This is a genomic window from Natronosporangium hydrolyticum, from assembly GCF_016925615.1.
GTDB classification, from domain to species: Bacteria; Actinomycetota; Actinomycetes; order Mycobacteriales; family Micromonosporaceae; genus Natronosporangium; species Natronosporangium hydrolyticum.
Genome location: NZ_CP070499.1, coordinates 4,612,132 through 4,630,274, shown reverse-complemented (window position 1 = coordinate 4,630,274; position 18,143 = coordinate 4,612,132). Strand labels below are relative to the sequence as shown.

Sequence of the window (18,143 nt, the reverse complement as noted above, 5' to 3'; positions counted from 1 at the left end):
AGGTGGGTGCCCCCAGCGCCCGCTCGCGGAAGGGGCGATGTGACGGCGACGGCGGTGCGGGGCAGTTTCGCCACCGCGGTCGAGCGACGTGCGGAAACGCTCTTCGCGGAGGCCGCGCAGCGACTGGCCGGCACGCTCAACCAGCGTCGGTGTCTGCACGCGATCGCCGAGTTGGCCGTCGCGCATCTGGCCGATGTCGCGGTGGTGCTCGGCCCTTCGGCGAAGCCGTACGCCGAAGGGGTCCGACTGGCGGCGGCCGGCCACCTGACCGAGCTGCGGATGCTGCCCCAAGAGCTAGCCGACGTGCCGGCGCTGGTGGAGGCGATGACGAGCGCGCCGCCGGCCAGCCGTTGGCTCGACCCGGGCACCCTGCCGGGCCGGTTGCTGCCGAGTGGGGTGGCCCCACTCGGGCAGGTTCTGCTGACCCCGATGTCCGGTGACGGCGTTCCGGGCGGGGCGCTGCTGCTGGGTTGGCGGGCCGGGCGGGCGCCGAAGTCCGACGACGAGTTGGCGGTCGCGCGTACCTTCGCCACCCGGGCCGGGGCGGCGATGGCGGCCGCCCTGCTCTACCGCGAGCAGTCCGAAGCGATGGCGGTGTTACAGGCTGAGCTGCTCCCGCCGCAGCTGCCGCGCCTGCTGGGGGCGGAGCTGGCGGGCGGCTACCGGCCCGCCGAACGGGGCCTGCTGGTCGGCGGCGATTTCTACGACGTCTTCACCCCGGCCGGCGCCGGCTCCCGGACGGTGGTGGTGCTCGGCGATGTGTGTGGCAAGGGAGCGCCAGCGGCGGCGTTGACCGGCAAGGTGCGCCAGACGTTGCGGGCGCTGCACCTGGTGGAGCAGGAGCCGGCGATGTTGCTGCGGGTGCTCAACGACGCGCTGCTGCAACCCGGGCAATCCGGGCAGCTAAGCCATTCCGGTCAGTTCGTAACGCTGGTGCTCGGGCAGCTCGACCGGCTGCCCGGTGGCGGACTCCGGCTGACCTTCGCCACCGGTGGCCATCCCACACCGCTAGTGCTGCGGGCCAACGGCCAGGTGTCCGAGGTGCCGGTCGCCGGCACGCTGGTCGGAGTCGTGCCCACGCTGCAGGTCGGCACCGCCTCGGTGGAGCTGGCCCCCGGTGATATCTGCCTCCTCTACAGCGACGGCATGACCGAGGCCAGGGGCGGCGACAGCGGTCGGGAACAGTTCGGCGAGCACCGGTTCCGGCAGGCGCTGCGCGACTGCCACGGGTGGACCGCGGAGGCCGTCGTGAGCCACCTGGAGCAGCTCGTCGTCGACTGGTCCGGTGGCGCCATCCAGGACGACATCGCCATGCTCGCGATCCGCTCTCGGCCGCTCGCCGGCAACGGTCTCGCCCTACCCGTCAGCCGGAGCTGACGGCGTCAGCCGCAGGCTCAGCTGTCGACCTAGCTCGCGAAACCCGAGTCGGCGGGCTACCCGCGCCGAAGCGGGCAACCGAGCCCGCCACTGCGGTAGTAGGCCGTGCCGTAGGGCATGCGCTGTCGCCGCACCGGCGACGCGGGTCGCCAGGCCGTTGCCGCGCTGCGCCGGGGCGCTGAGCACACACAGGTGAGCGACCTCTCCCGGCCATCGGCGATAGCCCGCGGCCGCGGCCACCAAGCCGCGTTGGCCGAGGACGAAGGCGGGCGAGGTGATTGCGTCGAGGCCGCTCTCCTCGGCTTCGGTGCCGGGAACCGTCCCCAGCAACGCAGCGACCTCCGGGTGCTGAGCGGGCAACTCGAGGACCGGCGTGAGGTCCCCGACGGTACGCAGGTCCGACTCGGCCAGGTACGCCAGGCTCGCCGGCCCGAGCAGCTCAGCCACGGGCAACCGGGCTGCCAGCGCCTCCGGGTCCAACGCGAGCAGTCCGGCGTCGGCCGGGGAGGCCAGGACTGGCGCTACGCGTGCCCGCTCCGGACCGGCGGGCGCGGTGGCGAGTACGGCGCCGCCCAGGGCCACCATTCCCACCCAACCGGGCGGACAGATCCGGGACTGGGGTGAGGTGACGACGGTGGCGGCCCCGACCCCCGGAAAGGTGACCGGGACACCGGCGAGCGCCGCCCACACCTGGCGGGCGCGATCAAGCAGTGGGTCACATTCAGGCACCGGGAAATGATCGCTGACTAGAGGTCGCCACCGCCACGGCATAAGCCCAGCCGGAGTGATCAGGCTCCCCAGCGCAGCGCGGGGGTGCGCACCGGGGCGTCCCAGAGCCGGATCAGCTCCTCATCCACCCGCAGCAGCGTCACCGAACAGCCGGCCATCTCCAGCGACGTGATGTAGGAGCCGACCAGCGACCGGGCGACGGTGATGCCGTGCCCGGTGAGGATCCGCGCCACCTCGTGGTACATCAGGTAGAGCTCGATCAACGGCGTACCGCCCATGCCGTTGACGAAGGCGAGCACTGCGTCGCCGCGCTGGAACGGCAGGTCGGCGAGGACCGGCTCCACCAGCATGCTGGCGATCTCGGTGGCCGGTGCCAGCGGCAGACGTTCCCGGCCCGGCTCGCCGTGGATGCCGATGCCGAGCTCCATCTCTTGCTCAGCCAGGTCGAAGGTGGGCTTGCCGGCGGTCGGCACGCTGCACGAGGTCAGCGCCAGGCCCATGCTGCGGCCGTCGTTACTGACCTGCTGTGCGATCGCGGTGACCTCGTCGAGCGGGCGGCCCTCCTCAGCGGCGGCGCCGGCGATCTTCTCCACCAGCACGGTGACCCCGACCCCGCGCCGGCCGGCGGTGTAGAGGCTGTCCTGCACCGCGACGTCGTCGGCGACGAGCACCGAGCTGACCTGCACTCCGGTCTCAGCGCTGGCCAGCTCCGCGGCCATCTCGAAGTTCATCACGTCGCCGGTGTAGTTCTTGACGATGTGCAGCACCCCGGCGCCGCCGTCGACGTGTTTGGTGGCGGCGACGATCTGGTCCGGTACCGGCGAGGTGAAGATCTCGCCAGCGCAGGCGGCGTCCAGCATGCCCGGGCCGACGAACCCCGCGTGCAGCGGTTCGTGCCCGGAGCCACCGCCGGAGACCAGCCCCACCTTGCCGGGGCGGGGCGCGTCGGCCCGGTAGACCAGCTTGTTCGGGTGGTCCACGCGGAGGTCGGTGTGCGCGGCTTCGATCCCGAAGAGCGCATCCTGGACGACCTGGGCGGGATCGTTGATCAGCTTCTTCATGGTCCGTGCTCCCCCCGAAACCCAGCATGGTCGCGCGTACAGGGATGACGATACGCCGGTAGCCCCCGCGCGCGGGGTTCTTTCCGATCGTCGCTCAGCTCACCCGTGTGCGGTCCGACGGTCCATGACCCAACTGTCTCGACTGTCTGTGCTGAGGCGATTACGAGGAGTATTCTCATTGCTGAAGGCTGGGAGTGCGTCCTCGCGCCGCCCCTGGCCGGGGCACGGGCAACCCTCATCGACGGAGGGAGGAGACGTGGATCTCGGCACGGTATTTATCAGTGAGGTAATCGGCACCGGCATGCTGACCCTGCTCGGATGTGGGGTGGTGGCGAACGTGCTACTCACCCGCTCCAAGGGGTTCAACGGCGGCTGGTTGCTGATCAACTTCGGGTGGGGTCTCGCGGTCTTCGCCGGGGTGTTCGTGGCCTACCAGTCCGGTGGTCACATCAACCCGGCCGTGACGCTGGGCATCCTGGCCAGCGGCGCCGACGAGTACGCCCCCGGCGTCGACATCACCATCGGCTCGACCTTTACCTACTTCGGCGGCGAGTTCCTCGGTGCGTTCATCGGCGCGGTTGTGGCGTTCTTCGCCTACCGAAAGCACTTCGAGGCTGAGGAAGACGAGACCAAGAAGCTGGCGGTCTTCTCCACCGGGCCCGAGCTTCGCAGTTACGGCTGGAACTTCCTGACCGAGGTGGTCGGCACCTTCGTACTGGTGCTGGTGGTGCTTTCGTTCGCCAACACCCCGAACGAACTGGGGCCGCTGGCGGTGGCGCTGCTGGTCGTCGGGATCGGTGCCTCGCTCGGTGGTCCCACCGGGTACGCCATCAACCCGGCCCGTGACCTCGGGCCCCGAATCGCTCACGCGCTACTACCAACCAGCCGCCGGGAGATCCGGGTACCCACCGCCGGGCGGTATGCGGCGGATCCCGGCACCGGGCCGGGGCCCGGCGACGAGGACGTGCCGGCGGCACCGCAGCGCAAGAGCTCCGACTGGAAGTACGCCTGGGTGCCGGTCGCCGGCCCGATCGTCGGCGGGGTGCTGGCGGGCCTGTTGTCGCAGGTCGTCTTCTGATCGTCGAGAAGGGAGAACCCGATGACGCAGTATGTACTCGCTATCGACCAGGGGACCACCAGCACCCGGGCGATCATCTTCGACCACTCCGGGGCGATCGTCTCGGTGGGGCAGAAGGAACACCGGCAGATCTTCCCGCGGGCTGGCTGGGTCGAGCATGACCCGTTGGAGATCAGCGCCCGCACCCGCGACGTGGTGGGTGAGGCGTTGGCGCGGGCCAACCTCAACTTGGGCGACGTGGTGGCGGCCGGCATCACCAACCAGCGGGAGACCGCGGTGGTGTGGGATCGAACCACCGGCGAACCGGTCTACAACGCCATCGTCTGGCAGGACACCCGAACCCAGCCGATCGTGGCGGAGCTGGGGGCGCTAGGCGGCGGGGCAGAGCGGTACAAAGATCGGGTGGGGCTGCCGTTGGCGACCTACTTCTCCGGCCCCAAAGTGAAGTGGATCCTCGACAATGTCGAGGGCGCCCGCGCCAAGGCCGAGAACGGCCAGCTCATGTTCGGCAACACGGACACCTGGACGCTGTGGAACCTCACCGGTGGCGTCGACGGTGGAGTGCACGTCACCGACGTCACCAACGCCTCTCGAACCATGCTGATGGACCTCGACACATTGGCGTGGGACGCCGACATCGCCGGCGAGATGGGCATCCCGATGTCCATGCTGCCGCAGATCCGATCCTCGTCAGAGCAGTACGGCACCGGCGGGCCGGGTGGAGTCCTCAAGGGAGTTCCCATCTCCGGCATCCTGGGTGACCAGCAGGCAGCCACCTTCGGACAGGTATGTTACGAGATCGGTACCGCCAAGAACACCTACGGCACCGGCAACTTCCTGCTACTCAACACCGGGGAAGAGCGGGTGGCCAGCCAGAACGGGCTGCTCACCACGGTCTGCTACCAGCTCGGCGACGCGGCACCCATCTACGCCCTGGAAGGTTCCATCGCGGTCACCGGTGCGCTGGTGCAGTGGCTGCGGGACAACCTCGGCCTGATCGGCGCCGCGCCGGAGATCGAACAGCTGGCGGCCAGTGTGGAGGACAACGGCGGGGCCTACTTCGTGCCCGCGTTCTCCGGGCTCTTCGCACCCTACTGGCGGGCCGACGCCCGAGGGGCACTAGTCGGGCTCACCAGCTACGTCAACCGTGGCCACCTGGCGCGGGCGGTGCTGGAGGCTACCGCGTTCCAGACCCGGGAGGTGGTCGACGCGATGAACGCCGACTCGGGGGTGGCGCTGACCGAGCTGAAGGTCGACGGCGGGATGGTCGGCAACGAGCTGCTGATGCAGTTCCAAGCGGACATCCTCAACGTGCCGGTGATCCGGCCGAAGGTAGCCGAAACCACCGCGCTGGGGGCGGCTTACGCGGCCGGGCTGGCCGAAGGCTACTGGAGCGGGTTGGACGACTTGCGGGCCAACTGGGCCGAGGACAAGCGGTGGAACCCAGAGTTGGACCCCGCCGAGCGGGAACGCAGCTACCGCAACTGGAAGAAGGCGGTGACCCGCACGTTCGACTGGGTCGACGCCGACGTCAGCTAGCGATCCGGAGCGAATCGTGTCTGTCCGATTGGACCCCGCGTACCGCGCCGCGGCGCTGACCGCCCTGGCCGACACCGACTTTGATGTCTTGGTGATCGGCGGTGGGGTGGTCGGCGCCGGCGCGGCGCTCGACGCCGCTTCCCGCGGGCTTTCGGTGGCGCTGGTGGAGACGCAGGACTGGGCGGCCGGTACCTCCAGCCGTTCCAGCAAACTCATCCACGGTGGCCTGCGGTACCTGCAGCAGCGGGACTTCGCGCTGGTGCGGGAGGCGCTCCAGGAGCGGTCGTTGATGCTCCGCCGGATCGCGCCGCATCTGGTGCATCCGGTCCCGTTTCTCTACCCGCTGCGCCACCGGGTGTGGGAACGGCTCTACGTCGGCGCCGGAGTGCTGCTCTACGACACCATGGGCGGCGCCCACGCCCTGCCGTGGCACCGACACCTGTCCCGGCGCCGCGCGCTGGAGTTGGCGCCGGGACTGCGAGCAGACGCGCTGACTGGGGCGATCAGCTACTACGACGGGCAGGTCGACGACGCTCGGCACACCATGGCCCTGGCCCGGACGGCGGCGCAGCATGGGGCGACGGTCCTGACCCGTACCGAGGTGGTCGGAGTCCGGTACGCCGGCGGCCGGGTGGTGGGGGCGACCATCCGCGACCACATGAGCGGGCGAGAGGTCGTGGTGTCGGCCCGCCGGGTGGTGGGTGCGGTGGGGGTCTGGACCGACCAGCTCCACCACCTCGCCCGGGTGCCTGGGCAGCTGCGGGTGGCCGCCTCCAAGGGCGTGCACCTGCTGGTGCCGCGGGACCGGCTGCCGCTCTCCACCGGGCTGATCATGCGGACCGAACGCAGTGTGCTGCTGGTCATCCCATGGGGGCAGCACTGGCTGATCGGGACCACGGACACCCCCTGGCAGGGCGACGTGGCGCACCCGACGGTGGCTGCCGAAGACCTGACCTACCTGCTGGAGCACCTCAACGAGGTGCTGGTGACGCCGCTGCGGGGGGAGGATGTCCACGGCGTCTACGCTGGCCTCCGGCCGTTGCTCGCCGCCACTGCGGACACTGAGACCACCCAGCTGTCCCGGGAGCACGCGGTCGCCGAGGCCGCGCCTGGCCTGTTCGTCACCGCCGGTGGCAAGTACACCACCTACCGGGTCATGGCCGCCGACCTGATCGACGCCGCCGTCCGCGATCTCGGCGATGTCGAGCCGTCGGTCACCAAGCAGCTGCCGCTCGTGGGAGCGGCTGGCTATCACGAACTCTGGCATGATCGGCAGCGACTCGCCGACCGGGGGCGGCTACCGATCGAGACCGTGGAGCATCTCCTCAACCGGTACGGCTCAGCGATCGGCGACCTGTTCCTCATGCTGGCCGAGGAGCCGGAGCTGGCTGACCCGATCCCCGGCGCCGAGCAGTACCTGAAGGTCGAGGCCAGGTACGCAGTCACCCACGAGGGGGCCCTGCACCTCGACGATGTGTTGAGTCGGCGGACCCGGATCACCATCGAGACCCCGGACGGCGGCCTGGCCGCGGCCAGCGCCGTCATCGACGTCATCGCCCCGGTGCTGGGATGGGACCAGGAGGCGCGCCGCGCCGAGCTGGACCGTTACCGCCAGCAGGTCGCCGCCGACCGGGCCGCCCAGACCGCGGCGGAGAGCATGGTCGGCTGACCCGGCGTAGCCGCGGGCATCCACCAACTGGTGGATAGCGGAGTCAACCGATCCATCACCGGCTGGCGGATCCGGTATCCAGTCTGTTGCCCGACGCTGGAGGCATGACCGCGATTGAAGTGTGCAACCTGACCAAACGGTACGGCGACACGGTGGCGGCCCGGGACATATCGTTCACTGTGGAGCAGGGTGAAATCTTCGGCATCCTTGGCCCCAACGGCGCCGGCAAGACCACCACCGTGGAGTGTGTGGTGGGGTTGCGGACCGCCGATGCGGGCAGCATCAACGTGCTCGGGCTCGACCCGGTCCGGCAACGGGCCGCGCTCCGGCATGAGGTCGGCGTGCAACTACAAGAGAGCCGGCTCCCGGACAAAATACGGGTGGACGAGGCGGTGGCGCTGTTCCGCACGTTCTACCGCCGGCCCGCCGATGGCGACCAGCTCCTGTCGCTGCTCGGGCTCACCGACAAGCGGCGTACCCAGTACCGGCACCTCTCCGGCGGCCAGAAGCAGCGGCTCTCGGTGGCGCTGGCGCTGGTCGGGTCTCCCCGGGTGGCGGTGCTCGATGAACTGACCACCGGGCTCGATCCACAAGCGCGCCGGGACACCTGGGAGCTGATCGAACAGGTACGCGACACCGGCGTCACGATCATTCTGGTCACCCACTTCATGGACGAGGCGGAGCGGCTCTGCGACCGGCTCGCGCTGATCGACGGTGGCCAAGTCGTGGCGTTGGACACGCCGGCCGGGTTGGTGGCGCAGGCCGGCAAGGAGCAGCGGGTCCGGTTCCGGCCGGCGAGACCGTTCGACGATGCCCTGCTCACAGAGCTGCCCGAGGTATCCATGGTCCGGCGGCAGGGGGAACAGGTGACCGTCTCCGGGACCGGAAACCTGCTACACACAGTGACCGCCGCGCTCGCCCGGCAGCAGATCATCGCCCAGGACCTGCGGGTCGATCAGGTCAGCCTCGACGACGCGTTCGTCGCGCTCACCGGCCGCAGCCTCGAATCCTGATCGCCCGAGAGGAGGAAATTGTGTTGTCGACCCTGTCCCGCATCACGGTGCAGGAGGGAAAGCTCTTCCTGCGGGAACCGAGCATGGTCGCATTCGCGGTGGTGTTCCCTACCGCCCTGCTGCTCGTACTTGGTGCGGTCCCGGCGCTCCGGGAGCCGTCGGAGGATTTCGGCGGCGTCCGCTTCGTCGAGGTGTTTGCCCCGTCCGCGCTGATCCTGGGCGTCGGAGTGCTGGCCCTGCAACATGTCCCGGCGATTGTGGCGAACTATCGGGAGCGGGGGATCCTCCGGCGGATCTCCACCACGCCGGTCCATCCTGGTCTGTTGCTGGTGGCGCAGCTGGTGGTGGCGCTGCTCGCCGCGGTCGCGTCGGCGGTCATCCTGATCCTCAGCGCCTGGTTGGTGCTGGATGTGTCACCACCGCAGCACCCGGTCGGGTTCGCCGCCGCGTTCCTGGTCGGTTTCGCCGCGGTTATCGCCATCGGGATGGTGATCGCGGCGTGGGCACCCACCCCCCAGCTCGCCACCGGACTTTCGACCCTGGCGTACATGGTGGCGATGTTCGCAGGTGGGGTCTTCGTCCCCCGCTTTCTCCTACCGGAGCCGCTGGTCCGGGTGGGGGAGTATGTGCCGCCAGGAGTGCAGGCACTGCTCGATGCCTGGTCGGATGCTCCGGCCGGAGTGGCAGGTGACCCCGGCGTCGCCTCGGCTGGCCCGCCGGAGCTGCTCCACCTGGGCATAATGGCAGCGATAGCGGTGGCGCTCGGAAGCGCTGCGGCGAAGCTGTTCCGGTGGGAGTAGCGGCGGCGGGGTGAGCGGGAGGGGGCGCGATGACCAGTGATGCCACGCCGGTCCCGACCAAGGACCCGCATCCATGGGGGCGCCGGTATGAGCAGATGGTCACGCTGCTGCCCTGGGCGCTGTTGGCTGTAGCCACGCTGGTGAGCCAGCTCAGCCCGCAGCACTGGCCGGAGCGGGCGGTCACCCTGGGTCTGGTACTGGTCGCGGCGGTCTGGCTCTACCTCGGGCATACCCGGGCCGCGCCGGAGCAGCGGCGGGGCTCCGGCGCGATCGCCGTGGTCTTCCTCGGACTGCTGGTGTTCTTCGTCGCGTTGATGAGCCGCGACCAGGCGTTCGTGATCTTCACAGTCGCGGGCTTCTTTGTCGCCGGGGAGCTCGGTCGCTGGCCACGGGCGGTGGCCGGAGTCTTCGCCACTTCGGTGATCATGCATACGATGCTGGGCCTGTTGTCGGCAGACCCGGCCGATGTCATCACCTTCGTGATGGCCGTGCTGGTCCAGACGGTCGCTATCGGGGCGGGGTACTTCTTCAGCGAGAAGGTGAGCGAACACGACCGGCGACGGGAAGAGACCATGGTGCGGCTGGCCTCGACGCTGGAGGAGAACGCCGGGCTCCACGCCCAACTGGTCCACCAGGCACGCGAAGCTGGGGTGCTGGATGAACGGCAGCGGATGGCCCGCGAGATCCACGACACGCTGGCGCAAGGGCTGGCCGGGATCATCACGCAGACGCAGGCGGCCCAGCGGGTGTGGCACCGGCCGGAGCAGGCCCGGCCCTACCTGGACCGGGCGCTGGATCTGGCCAAGGAGAGCCTGGCGGAGGCGCGCAGGTCGGTGGCGGCGCTCAGCCCACCGTCGCTCGACGGTGCCCAACTGCCCGAGGCGCTGGGCGACCTGACCCGCCGATGGGCGGTGGACACGGACATCCCGGTCGACTACGAGGTGACTGGGGACTCTCTACCGTTGAGCCCGGTCGTCGAGGTGACCCTGTTCCGGGTGGCGCAGGAGGCGCTGACCAACGTCGCCAAGCACGCCCACGCCGGCCACGTCGGCGTCACACTCTCCTACCTGGGCGATACCGTGTTGCTGGATGTGCGAGACGACGGATCGGGGATGGATGACCCATCCAGGGCGGGCTTCGGCCTGAACAGCATGCGGCAGCGGGTACGCGGGGTCGGAGGCACGTTGGCGGTCGAGAGCACACCGGCGGCGGGGACCGCGATCTGCGCCAGCGTCCCGGCGGTGCCCGCGGCTGCGGCGCCCAGCCTGGAGCCGCCGGTCCCACCGGTCCTCGCCCCATGATCCGGGTGTTGCTCGCCGACGACCATCCGGTGGTCCGCAACGGCCTGCGCGGGGCCTTCGCCGAGGAGCCGGATATCGAGGTGGTGGGCGAGGCGGCGCACGGCGGCGAGGCCGTGGAGCTGGCCCAGCGGCAGCGGGCAGACGTGGTGCTGATGGATCTGCGGATGCCGGTCGTCGACGGGGTCGAGGCGACGGCGATGCTGCGACAGCAGGCGCCGACCGTACGGGTGCTGATCCTCACCACCTTCGACAGCGACCGGGACGTGTTGCCGGCGATCGAGGCCGGTGCCACCGGTTACCTGCTAAAAGACGCCTCGACCGAGGAACTGTGCCGGGCGGTCCGGGCGGCCCACCGCGGTGAGTCGGTGCTCTCCCCGACGATTGCCCGGCAGCTGATGGGCCAGGTGCGCCAGCCAGCCGGCCCGCGACTGAGCAAGCGTGAGGTTGAGGTGCTGCGACTGGTCGCCGACGGGGCAGCTAACCGGGAGGCGGCCCGGCAGCTGTTTATCAGCGAGGCGAGCATCAAGACCCACCTGCAGCACATCTACGACAAGCTCGGGGTACGGGACCGGGCTGCGGCTGTGGGCGAGGCGTATCGGCGCGGCATCCTGGGCCAGCCGGACCCGGGACCCGAGCGCTGAGGTCGCCACGCGGTTCGGAGACCGGTTCCGACCCGTCGCACCACCCACTCTGGCCATTTTGGACGCAATGGCTGGCTAGCGTATAGGGCATGCCATCGACGTTGCATGAGGTGTTGATCGAGTTGTTCCGGCATCGGCCGCCGTTGGCGGCTGAGCTGTTGACCGACCCGTTCGACCTCAAGCTGCCGGCGTGGGAGCAGGTGAGCCTGCTCTCCAGTGATCTGTCGGCCTTGTTGCCGACCGAGTTTCGGGCTGATCTGGTGGCGCTGTTCTCGGATGCGGCCGGGGTGCCGGTGCAGGCGGTGGTGTTGGAGGTGCAGCTGGGGCGGGATACGGACAAGCGTCGCAGCTGGCCGGCGTATGTGGCGAATCTGTATGCGCGGTTGGGCTGCCCGACGGTGCTGTTGGTGCTGTGTCCGAGTCGTCCGATCGCGGGGTGGGCGGCGGCGCCGATCGAGCTGGGAGTGGGGTCGGTGGTGACGCCGTTGGTGTTGGGTCCGGACCGGGTGCCGGTGGTGACCGAGCCGGCGCAGGCGGCGGCGTGTCCGGAGCTGGCGGTGTTGTCGGCGGTGGCGCACAGCGCTGGCCCGCGGCGTTCGGGGGTGTTTGAGGCGTTGTGGTGTGCGTTGGAGAGCGTCGATATCGAACGGGCGACGCTCTACGCTGGCATGGTGCTTGCGGCGCTGCCAGCGGCGATTCGATCGGAGCTGGAGGCTGGGATGACTACCGCTACTGGAGAATATCGGGACTATCTGAGCCCGTTCGTGAACCGGTTCGTCGATCAGGGGCGGGCCGAGGGCGAGGCGATCGGCGAGGCCCGTGGTGAGGCCCGTGGTGAGGCTCGCGGTGAGGCCCGTGGTGAGGCCCGCGGTGAGGCTCGCGGTGAGGCGAAGGCCTTGCTGACAATGCTCGCCGCCCGTGGCATCAAGGTCACCAAGTCGGCGAACCGTCGGATCACCGAGTGCACCGACGTGGGCCAGCTCGAGTGCTGGATCCGGCGGGCAATTACTGCGAGGTCGGTGGCGGAGGTGTTCGCCGAGCCAGACTAGCTGGCAGGCCGTTCTTCCGCGCTGCCCGAGGTGGCGGCGGTTCGGGAGCGGGAGATCGACTGGCCGAAGAAGTAGCCGAGGATCACCAGGAACGCGTTCTCTACAATGTTGGACGCCGCCACGTCGACGAACATCGCGATCAGCAGCGCAACCGTAACCGCGATCAGGATTAGTGCACCGACGATGGTGGCTACCGACTCCCGTTCGATGAGCGACCGGTACAACGCGTACTTCCGCTCCTGGATCTCCACCTTGAGCAGTGCCGCGCGATCCTGGGCCTCGTCGACCTGCTCGGCCTGCTCCGCCAGCCCTTTCTGTTCAGCCGCCTGATCCTGGAGCAGCTGCATTATCTCTGCCCGGGCATCGTCGTCGGTCACCTTCTCCACCAGCAGAGTACGCAGGTGGCTGAGTTGTTCGTCGGGTGCCAGGATCTGAATCCGGTCGAGGATGTGTCGTTTACGCTCGAGCAGCACCGGCAACGCTCCGACCTCCACCTGCGACTCCCCAGTGGTCGACGCCACAGGGACCAGCCGGTTGCCTGAGCCGCTGAGTCGCAGGCGCAGTGTCCCAAACTGGTCGGGGTGCGCGATCGCTTCGTTGATGCGCTCGAGTGAGGACCGTAGCTCCGGCAGCCGCTGTTGGTCGATGTCGGCCAACCCGACTCCGAGGGCCTGCAGCTGCGGTTCGTAGAACGCGCGCGCCGACCGCATGAACTCCGGCATCGACGACAGCGCCGCCCGATCGCCCACATTGTTTCGCGCCATGGTCTCTCCCTCGCCGAGCGGTCACCCAGCGGGAGAATAGTGGCGACGGTGGATTACGTCGAGCCGGCTGTCGGCTAACCGACGTGGCCGGCGGTCCGGTGCGGTCAGCGCTTCAACGCGATCAGGCGTTCGACCAGCTCCGGGTAGGACCAACCCGCCGCCTGGGCGGCCAGCGGCAGCAGGCTGCCCGGCGTCAGCCCTGGCAGGGCATTGACCTCCAGGCAGACCGGGGCGCCGCCGGCGTCACACCGGAAATCCACTCTGGAGTAGGTGTGCCAGTCGAAGCCGAGCGCCTGGTGGGCCAGCAGCGCGTACTTCTGCATCTGGGTGGCGAGGTCGGCCGGGATATCGGCCGGACAGATCTCCCGGGCGGCCCCAGGTTGGTATTTTGACTGGTAGTCGAAGAGCGGCTCGGAGATCTCGATCTCCACTACCGGCATTACGGTTTCGCCGACTACCCCGACGGTGAACTCCCGGCCGGGCAGGAAGGTCTCGATCACCCACTCCTCGTCGTCGGAGACCGAGGCCCGCAGCTCGGCAGCGGTGTGGGCGATCCGGACGTTGACGCTGGAGCCACCCGCGATCGGTTTCACCACCACCGGGCCGGACGCGAGCAGCGCCTCCGCCTCAGCAGCGGGCTGAGCCTGGCCAACCGGGTGCCGCACCTGTTCGGTGACGGGCACCCCGGCCGCCCGCAGCATGGCGAGGCTCTGGTCCTTGCGCCAGGCGGCGGCGCAGACCGAACTCCCGGCGCCGGTGAAGCCGATACCGGCCATCTCCAACAGCGCCTGCAGCCTTCCGTCCTCGCCCCAACCGCCGTGCATGGCCAGGAAGACCTGGTCGGCCTCCCGGAGGCGGTTCAGCAGCGGGGTGGAGGTGAGCGCCTGGAACATCCGGCGTTGCCACAGTGGCTGCTCCCGCATGTCCGGCGGCTCTTTGGGCACCGCGAACTCGGGGACGTCGGCGACCTCCTGCAGCCGCTCGGCGAGGACGGGTTGCGTCACCGCGGGGTCGATCACCGCAACCTCGTGCCCGCGTGACACCAGCGCCTCGGCGGCGGCCCAGCCGGAGGCGAGCGAGACGTCACGCTCCGAGCTTTCGCCACCACACAAAACGACAATTCTCATGCATCCTCCACGAACCGCCCGCGTATCCGGGAGTGTATGCCATCCCCGTCAACCATCGCGGCCAAAGGCCCGGTTTCGGGAGCGAGCCAACGTCCGATGAACCGGGCCTCGCTACGCGCGCCCGCCGTGGCTCAACTGGTCCGGGTGGCCAACGCCCGCAGCGGCGGCAGGCATGGTCAGCCGATGGCGACGACCCGAGCCCACTGCGGCGGCGGGTCCGGCACGTACGCATCGTCGATGCTCCGTTGTCGGGGGAAGAGCCCGACCACGGTCGCGCAGGGCGGCTGTTGGTCGGGCCACGGCGTCTGGCCATCGGTCAGCACCACGACCACGTCCGCGCGGGGGCGCGCCGCGAGTACCGTGGCGAAGCCTTCCCGCAGGTCAGTACCGCCGCCGCCGACGAGGGGAATCCCCTCGGCCCGGCACAGTGGGTGCACGGTCCCGGCCGCGGCGTCACAGGAGAGGACGCTGACCTGGCGTCTCCGTCCGCCCACCGCCCGGCCGATCGCGGCTACCTCGAGCAGCGCGCTCCCCAGCTCCGCATCGCTCACCGAGCCGGAGGTGTCGATGACCACAGCCACCTGCGGGGTGCGCCGACGCAGGGCGGGCAGCACGGCGCCGGGCACGGCGGCCGACCGCCGGGCCGGCCGTCCGAACGCGTAGTCCTGCCCAACGCCAGCGGTAACGGCCGCCGACCGCACCGCCGCGGCGAGCAGGTCCCGCCACGGTTGGGGCGGGTGGAACGCCTGCTCCGCCCAGCGTTGCCAGCCCTGCGGGACGTTGCCGGGATCACCGGCGATGCCTTCCGCCACCCGAAACCGGACCGCGTCGCGCTCCTGCGCGGTCAGTCCGTCTGCCCCGCCGGGGCCCAGATCCCACTCGCGGTCGGCTCCGTCCGCGCCGCTGCCGCAGTCCAGGAAGGCCAGGCCCTGGCTGTACGGCCCGAGCCGGAACTGGCCCAGATACTCCTCCATCAGCTCGCCGGTCGGCAGCTGGAGCATCGCCGGGTGGGCGGCACCGCTCGGCTGGGCCAGCCCGTCGCCGTACACGTCGTCGTTGATCTCGAAGTCGGCGGCGATGTTCATCCGCAACCGTTCGCCGCGACCGGTCAGGCCATGGGTCGCCGCGTACCGGTCGCCGCGGCCATGATGGTCGCGCAGCAGGTGTGACACCTCGTGTACCCAGACCCCGGCCAGCTCCTCGATCGGGGTTGCCGCCACGAAGGCCGGGGAGACGTAACAGCGCCAGTGCCGGTCCACCGCCATCGTCGGCACCCGGTCCGACGCCACCGGATTGAGCGCGAACAACGCGGTGGCCAGGTAGGGCCGCACCCGGGTCGCGAGTAGCCGGGCGGCGTACAGCTTCTGCTCGTCCAGCGTCATCGGCCGGCGCCGGCGGCAGCGGCCACCCGATCGGCCTGCCGGGCCAGCGAGACCGCGCCCGCGAGCCGATCGATCGCCGCCGGCACCGCCCAGCCGTCCTGGCGCAGCGCGGCCAGGGTGCTCGCCGGCACCACCACCAGGTCGGGTGCGCCGGTCGCCAGCGCCCGCTCCAGGACTGCCCACGCCGCGTCCCATCGAGCGCGCTCCGGACGCTGCCGGACCGCCGCCACCACCCCGTCGAGTACGGCCTGGCGGAGGTCACCCCGATCGGGCAGGACCGCACCAGCCGGATCGGCGAGCAGCTCCTCCGGTTCGGGCAGGTCCATCCGGTCCAGGGCGGCCAGCAGCTCCAGACCCGGACCGTCGCCGACCACTCCGCGTACCAGCAATCACAGCACCTCCCGGGAGGAACCCGCGGCGGTGCCGAAGGCGATCAGCCGCAGCGCCATCTCCCAGGTACGCGGTGACGGCCAGGCCCCGCCGCGCCGGATCTCGGTCTTCGGGAGCTGATAGATGAGCGCCGGGCGGGCGGTGAGTAGCCCGCAGACCGCCCTGCGGGCATACGCGACGGCCTCCGGCAGCGTGGCTGGATCGAGCCGGGGAAGCGCAGCCCGCGGCCAGGTTCCGCCCAGTCCGCGTACCACCACGTCGGGTTCATGGGTCCATTGCAGATGGACGAACCGGTTCGCCAGCGGTGCGGTCAGTTCTCCGCCGTCGGCTGCCGAGGCCCGAGGGTTGGCCGCGGCCACGATCCGGACCCCCGGCGGCAACTGGAGGGTGCCCACCCGCCGTTCCAGCACCAGCCGCAGCAGGGCGGCCTGCACGGCGGGCGGGGCGGTGGAGAGCTCATCCAGGAATAGCAGCCCGCGGCCGGCGCGGGCCAGCTCCACCGCCCAGTCCGGCGGCGCCATCGGGACGCCGTGCCCTATGGGGTCGACGCCGATCACGGGCAAGCCCGAGAAGTCGGTCGGTTCGTGCACGCTGGCGATCACCGTGGTCAGCGGCGTGTCGAGCGACTCGGCGAGCTGGTGGATCGCGGCCGTCTTGCCGATGCCGGGCTCGCCCCAGAGCAGCACCGGCAGGTCGGCAGCGACGGCCAGGGTCAGGGCCTCGAGCTGGCTGTTCGCCCGCGGCTCGGTGGTGTGGTCGGCGAGCAGGTCGAGCAGGTCGGCTGCGACATCGAGAGTCTTCGGCATCAGGGCATCACCATGTGGGAGAGAAGGCCGAGTACGGCGGGGTGGGCACAACGGGTGGGTTCAGCGGGTCCGGCAGCGGCGGCGGGCAGCTGTGCGCCGCTCCCGCGGGGTGGTGGTGGGGGGAAACTTGAGCGGGCCGCGTCCGGTCAGCCCAGCCCGGTACAACCCGGCGGTGACCTGGCCGGCGGCCACGGTCGCCAGCTCGTCCCGCAACGCCCCGTCTCGAAGCACCGCGTCCGGTCCGAGTAGCCCCTCGACAGCGGCCAGGGCGCCAGCGACGTCGCCGTGGTCGAGGCGGGGCCGGATCTCGTTAAGCTGCACCGGATCTCGATTCGCCTCGTCGATGACCCGCAGACAGGGCAGTGGCGTGCCGCCGAGGGCGACCAGCAGCTCCTCGCGGCGCAGCTCGTCCGGGTCATGGTCGAGCGGGGCGAGCACCCCGTCGACGAGGCCGATCCGGTGCGTCGAGCCGTCACACTCGACCAACGGCCAGCCGCTCGGGGGATCGGGGCGCCCAGACTCATCAGCCTGCGCAAGATAGGGCGCGAGTGCCGCCGCCACCAGCGGATGCAACCGGCCGGCGGAGATCAGCCCGGCCCGCAACAGCAGCAGGTCGGGAAGCGCCCACGTGGCTGCGTCCGGCAACACCGGCAGCCTGGTCGAGGGCTGCCCCGACAGTGCTCGCGGGGCATCCGAATCGGTCGCCAGGATCAGGCGGCGCCGCCCCCCGAGCCGGATCAACACCGGGGCGTCGGGCCGGCCTTCCGCGCACCGCAGCAGGGCCGCCTCCGCCGCCCAGCGGTGGGCGGCGCAGCCGCGCGGCAGCTGACCGGTCGAGTCTCCAAGCCCGCTGAGCCAGCTGTCCACACCAGATCTCATCGGCAACTCACTGGTATGCCGCGCGTGCCAGAGATGCCGGTGCAGGTCGAGGCGGAACCGTCGATCAGGGGGTGGCTGGAGGTGGTCCCCACGCCGGGTGCCGTCCCAGAGAGTGAGCCCGATCCGTTGCCCGGCAGCCGCCCACGCCGGTGCGGTCCGGGCCACCAGCTGCACCTCACCGCCGGCTGCCGACGGATACCGGGCCAGCGAAACCGTCAGGCCCGGCCGCAGCCGGCCGATCGGAGCGACGCGCGGCAGGTGCCACCGCAGCAGATCTGGCGCCAGGTGACGCAGGTCGGCGCGTAGTCGGGCAGCAAGCTCCCGGCCGTGGACCTGCCTCGCCGCACAAAGGTCCACATCGGCATCGACCCGCGCGGCGGCGCAGGCGCCAGCCCAGTCGCCGACGGTACGGCGGGCGGTCGCGGTCTCGATCATCGACGGCGGCACCGCGAACTCGCGCACCCGCCGCCACATAGAAAGGCGGTGATCTCCATCCGTCACATGTGAGCGCATCAGCACTCACCTGGCGTGGACGGAG

Annotated in this window: 15 protein-coding genes and 1 pseudogene; 9 read left to right on the top strand and 7 right to left on the bottom strand. The window is 70.4% G+C overall.

The genetic code is table 11. The features are described from left to right. Positions 1-39: 39 nt before the first annotated feature. On the top strand, positions 40-1,377 hold the full coding sequence (locus JQS43_RS20815; protein WP_239676061.1) for a PP2C family protein-serine/threonine phosphatase: 1,338 nt from the start codon (positions 40-42) through the stop codon (positions 1,375-1,377). On the opposite strand, the gene JQS43_RS20810 is transcribed toward JQS43_RS20815, so the two are convergent. Continuing rightward, positions 1,357-2,106 (bottom strand): GNAT family N-acetyltransferase, encoded by a 750-nt coding sequence (locus JQS43_RS20810; protein WP_239676060.1) that lies wholly within the window; start codon positions 2,104-2,106, stop codon positions 1,357-1,359. The genes JQS43_RS20815 and JQS43_RS20810 overlap by 21 nt on opposite strands. Positions 2,107-2,165: 59 nt before the next feature. Continuing rightward, positions 2,166-3,167: a dihydroxyacetone kinase subunit DhaK gene (dhaK, locus tag JQS43_RS20805; protein ID WP_239676059.1), complete on the bottom strand. Its 1,002-nt coding sequence runs from the start codon at positions 3,165-3,167 to the stop codon at positions 2,166-2,168. A 256-nt stretch (positions 3,168-3,423) separates the two neighbouring features. Between dhaK and JQS43_RS20800 the strand changes: the two genes are divergently transcribed. The 8 genes from JQS43_RS20800 (at position 3,424) to JQS43_RS20765 (ending at position 12,257) form a co-directional block, all read left to right on the top strand. Further along, on the top strand, positions 3,424-4,245 hold the full coding sequence (locus tag JQS43_RS20800; RefSeq protein ID WP_239676058.1) for an MIP/aquaporin family protein: 822 nt from the start codon (positions 3,424-3,426) through the stop codon (positions 4,243-4,245). Positions 4,246-4,266: 21 nt separating this feature from the next. Further along, positions 4,267-5,784, top strand: coding sequence for a glycerol kinase GlpK (gene glpK / locus JQS43_RS20795; protein WP_239676057.1), 1,518 nt, complete (start codon positions 4,267-4,269; stop codon positions 5,782-5,784). 16 nt (positions 5,785-5,800) lie between these two features. Then, on the top strand, positions 5,801-7,453 hold the full coding sequence (locus JQS43_RS20790; protein ID WP_239676056.1) for a glycerol-3-phosphate dehydrogenase/oxidase: 1,653 nt from the start codon (positions 5,801-5,803) through the stop codon (positions 7,451-7,453). A 104-nt stretch (positions 7,454-7,557) separates the two neighbouring features. After that, positions 7,558-8,466, top strand: a complete 909-nt coding sequence (locus tag JQS43_RS20785) for an ABC transporter ATP-binding protein (RefSeq protein WP_239676055.1) — start codon at positions 7,558-7,560, stop codon at positions 8,464-8,466. A 20-nt stretch (positions 8,467-8,486) separates the two neighbouring features. Further along, the gene (locus tag JQS43_RS20780) at positions 8,487-9,266 is read left to right on the top strand and encodes an ABC transporter permease (protein ID WP_239676054.1); all 780 of its coding nucleotides are present in this window, start codon (positions 8,487-8,489) and stop codon (positions 9,264-9,266) included. 29 nt (positions 9,267-9,295) lie between these two features. After that, on the top strand, positions 9,296-10,567 hold the full coding sequence (locus JQS43_RS20775) for a sensor histidine kinase (protein ID WP_239676053.1): 1,272 nt from the start codon (positions 9,296-9,298) through the stop codon (positions 10,565-10,567). Beyond that, on the top strand, positions 10,564-11,208 hold the full coding sequence (locus JQS43_RS20770) for a response regulator (RefSeq protein WP_239676052.1): 645 nt from the start codon (positions 10,564-10,566) through the stop codon (positions 11,206-11,208). The genes JQS43_RS20775 and JQS43_RS20770 overlap by 4 nt, the downstream gene beginning before the upstream one ends. A gap of 89 nt (positions 11,209-11,297) precedes the next feature. After that, positions 11,298-12,257: a hypothetical protein gene (locus JQS43_RS20765; protein WP_239676051.1), complete on the top strand. Its 960-nt coding sequence runs from the start codon at positions 11,298-11,300 to the stop codon at positions 12,255-12,257. On the opposite strand, the gene JQS43_RS20760 is transcribed toward JQS43_RS20765, so the two are convergent. From JQS43_RS20760 to JQS43_RS20740, 5 genes and pseudogenes are all read right to left on the bottom strand, one after another. After that, the gene (locus JQS43_RS20760) at positions 12,254-13,021 is read right to left on the bottom strand and encodes a hypothetical protein (RefSeq protein ID WP_239676050.1); all 768 of its coding nucleotides are present in this window, start codon (positions 13,019-13,021) and stop codon (positions 12,254-12,256) included. The genes JQS43_RS20765 and JQS43_RS20760 overlap by 4 nt on opposite strands. A 104-nt stretch (positions 13,022-13,125) precedes the next feature. Beyond that, positions 13,126-14,148: a D-alanine--D-alanine ligase family protein gene (locus JQS43_RS20755; RefSeq protein ID WP_239676049.1), complete on the bottom strand. Its 1,023-nt coding sequence runs from the start codon at positions 14,146-14,148 to the stop codon at positions 13,126-13,128. Positions 14,149-14,324: 176 nt separating this feature from the next. After that, the gene (locus JQS43_RS20750) at positions 14,325-15,530 is read right to left on the bottom strand and encodes a vWA domain-containing protein (RefSeq protein WP_239676048.1); all 1,206 of its coding nucleotides are present in this window, start codon (positions 15,528-15,530) and stop codon (positions 14,325-14,327) included. After that, positions 15,527-16,726: pseudogene (locus JQS43_RS20745) on the bottom strand (sigma 54-interacting transcriptional regulator). Before JQS43_RS20745 ends, JQS43_RS20750 begins: the two are co-directional and overlap by 4 nt. 60 nt (positions 16,727-16,786) lie before the next feature. Beyond that, positions 16,787-18,118, bottom strand: coding sequence for a hypothetical protein (locus JQS43_RS20740; RefSeq protein WP_420847608.1), 1,332 nt, complete (start codon positions 18,116-18,118; stop codon positions 16,787-16,789). Positions 18,119-18,143: the final 25 nt, after the last annotated feature.

Bases quoted from the DNA above. Each gene is read 5' to 3' on its own strand.
- JQS43_RS20750 (WP_239676048.1), bottom strand. From the start codon at position 15,530: ATGACGCTGGACGAGCAGAAGCTGTACGCCGCCCGGCTACTCGCGACC.
- glpK (WP_239676057.1), top strand. From the start codon at position 4,267: ATGACGCAGTATGTACTCGCTATCGACCAGGGGACCACCAGCACCCGG.
- JQS43_RS20775 (WP_239676053.1), top strand. From the start codon at position 9,296: ATGACCAGTGATGCCACGCCGGTCCCGACCAAGGACCCGCATCCATGG.
- JQS43_RS20760 (WP_239676050.1), bottom strand. From the start codon at position 13,021: ATGGCGCGAAACAATGTGGGCGATCGGGCGGCGCTGTCGTCGATGCCG.
- JQS43_RS20785 (WP_239676055.1), top strand. From the start codon at position 7,558: ATGACCGCGATTGAAGTGTGCAACCTGACCAAACGGTACGGCGACACG.
- JQS43_RS20765 (WP_239676051.1), top strand. From the start codon at position 11,298: ATGCCATCGACGTTGCATGAGGTGTTGATCGAGTTGTTCCGGCATCGG.
- JQS43_RS20755 (WP_239676049.1), bottom strand. From the start codon at position 14,148: ATGAGAATTGTCGTTTTGTGTGGTGGCGAAAGCTCGGAGCGTGACGTC.
- JQS43_RS20770 (WP_239676052.1), top strand. From the start codon at position 10,564: ATGATCCGGGTGTTGCTCGCCGACGACCATCCGGTGGTCCGCAACGGC.
- dhaK (WP_239676059.1), bottom strand. From the start codon at position 3,167: ATGAAGAAGCTGATCAACGATCCCGCCCAGGTCGTCCAGGATGCGCTC.
- JQS43_RS20740 (WP_420847608.1), bottom strand. From the start codon at position 18,118: ATGCGCTCACATGTGACGGATGGAGATCACCGCCTTTCTATGTGGCGG.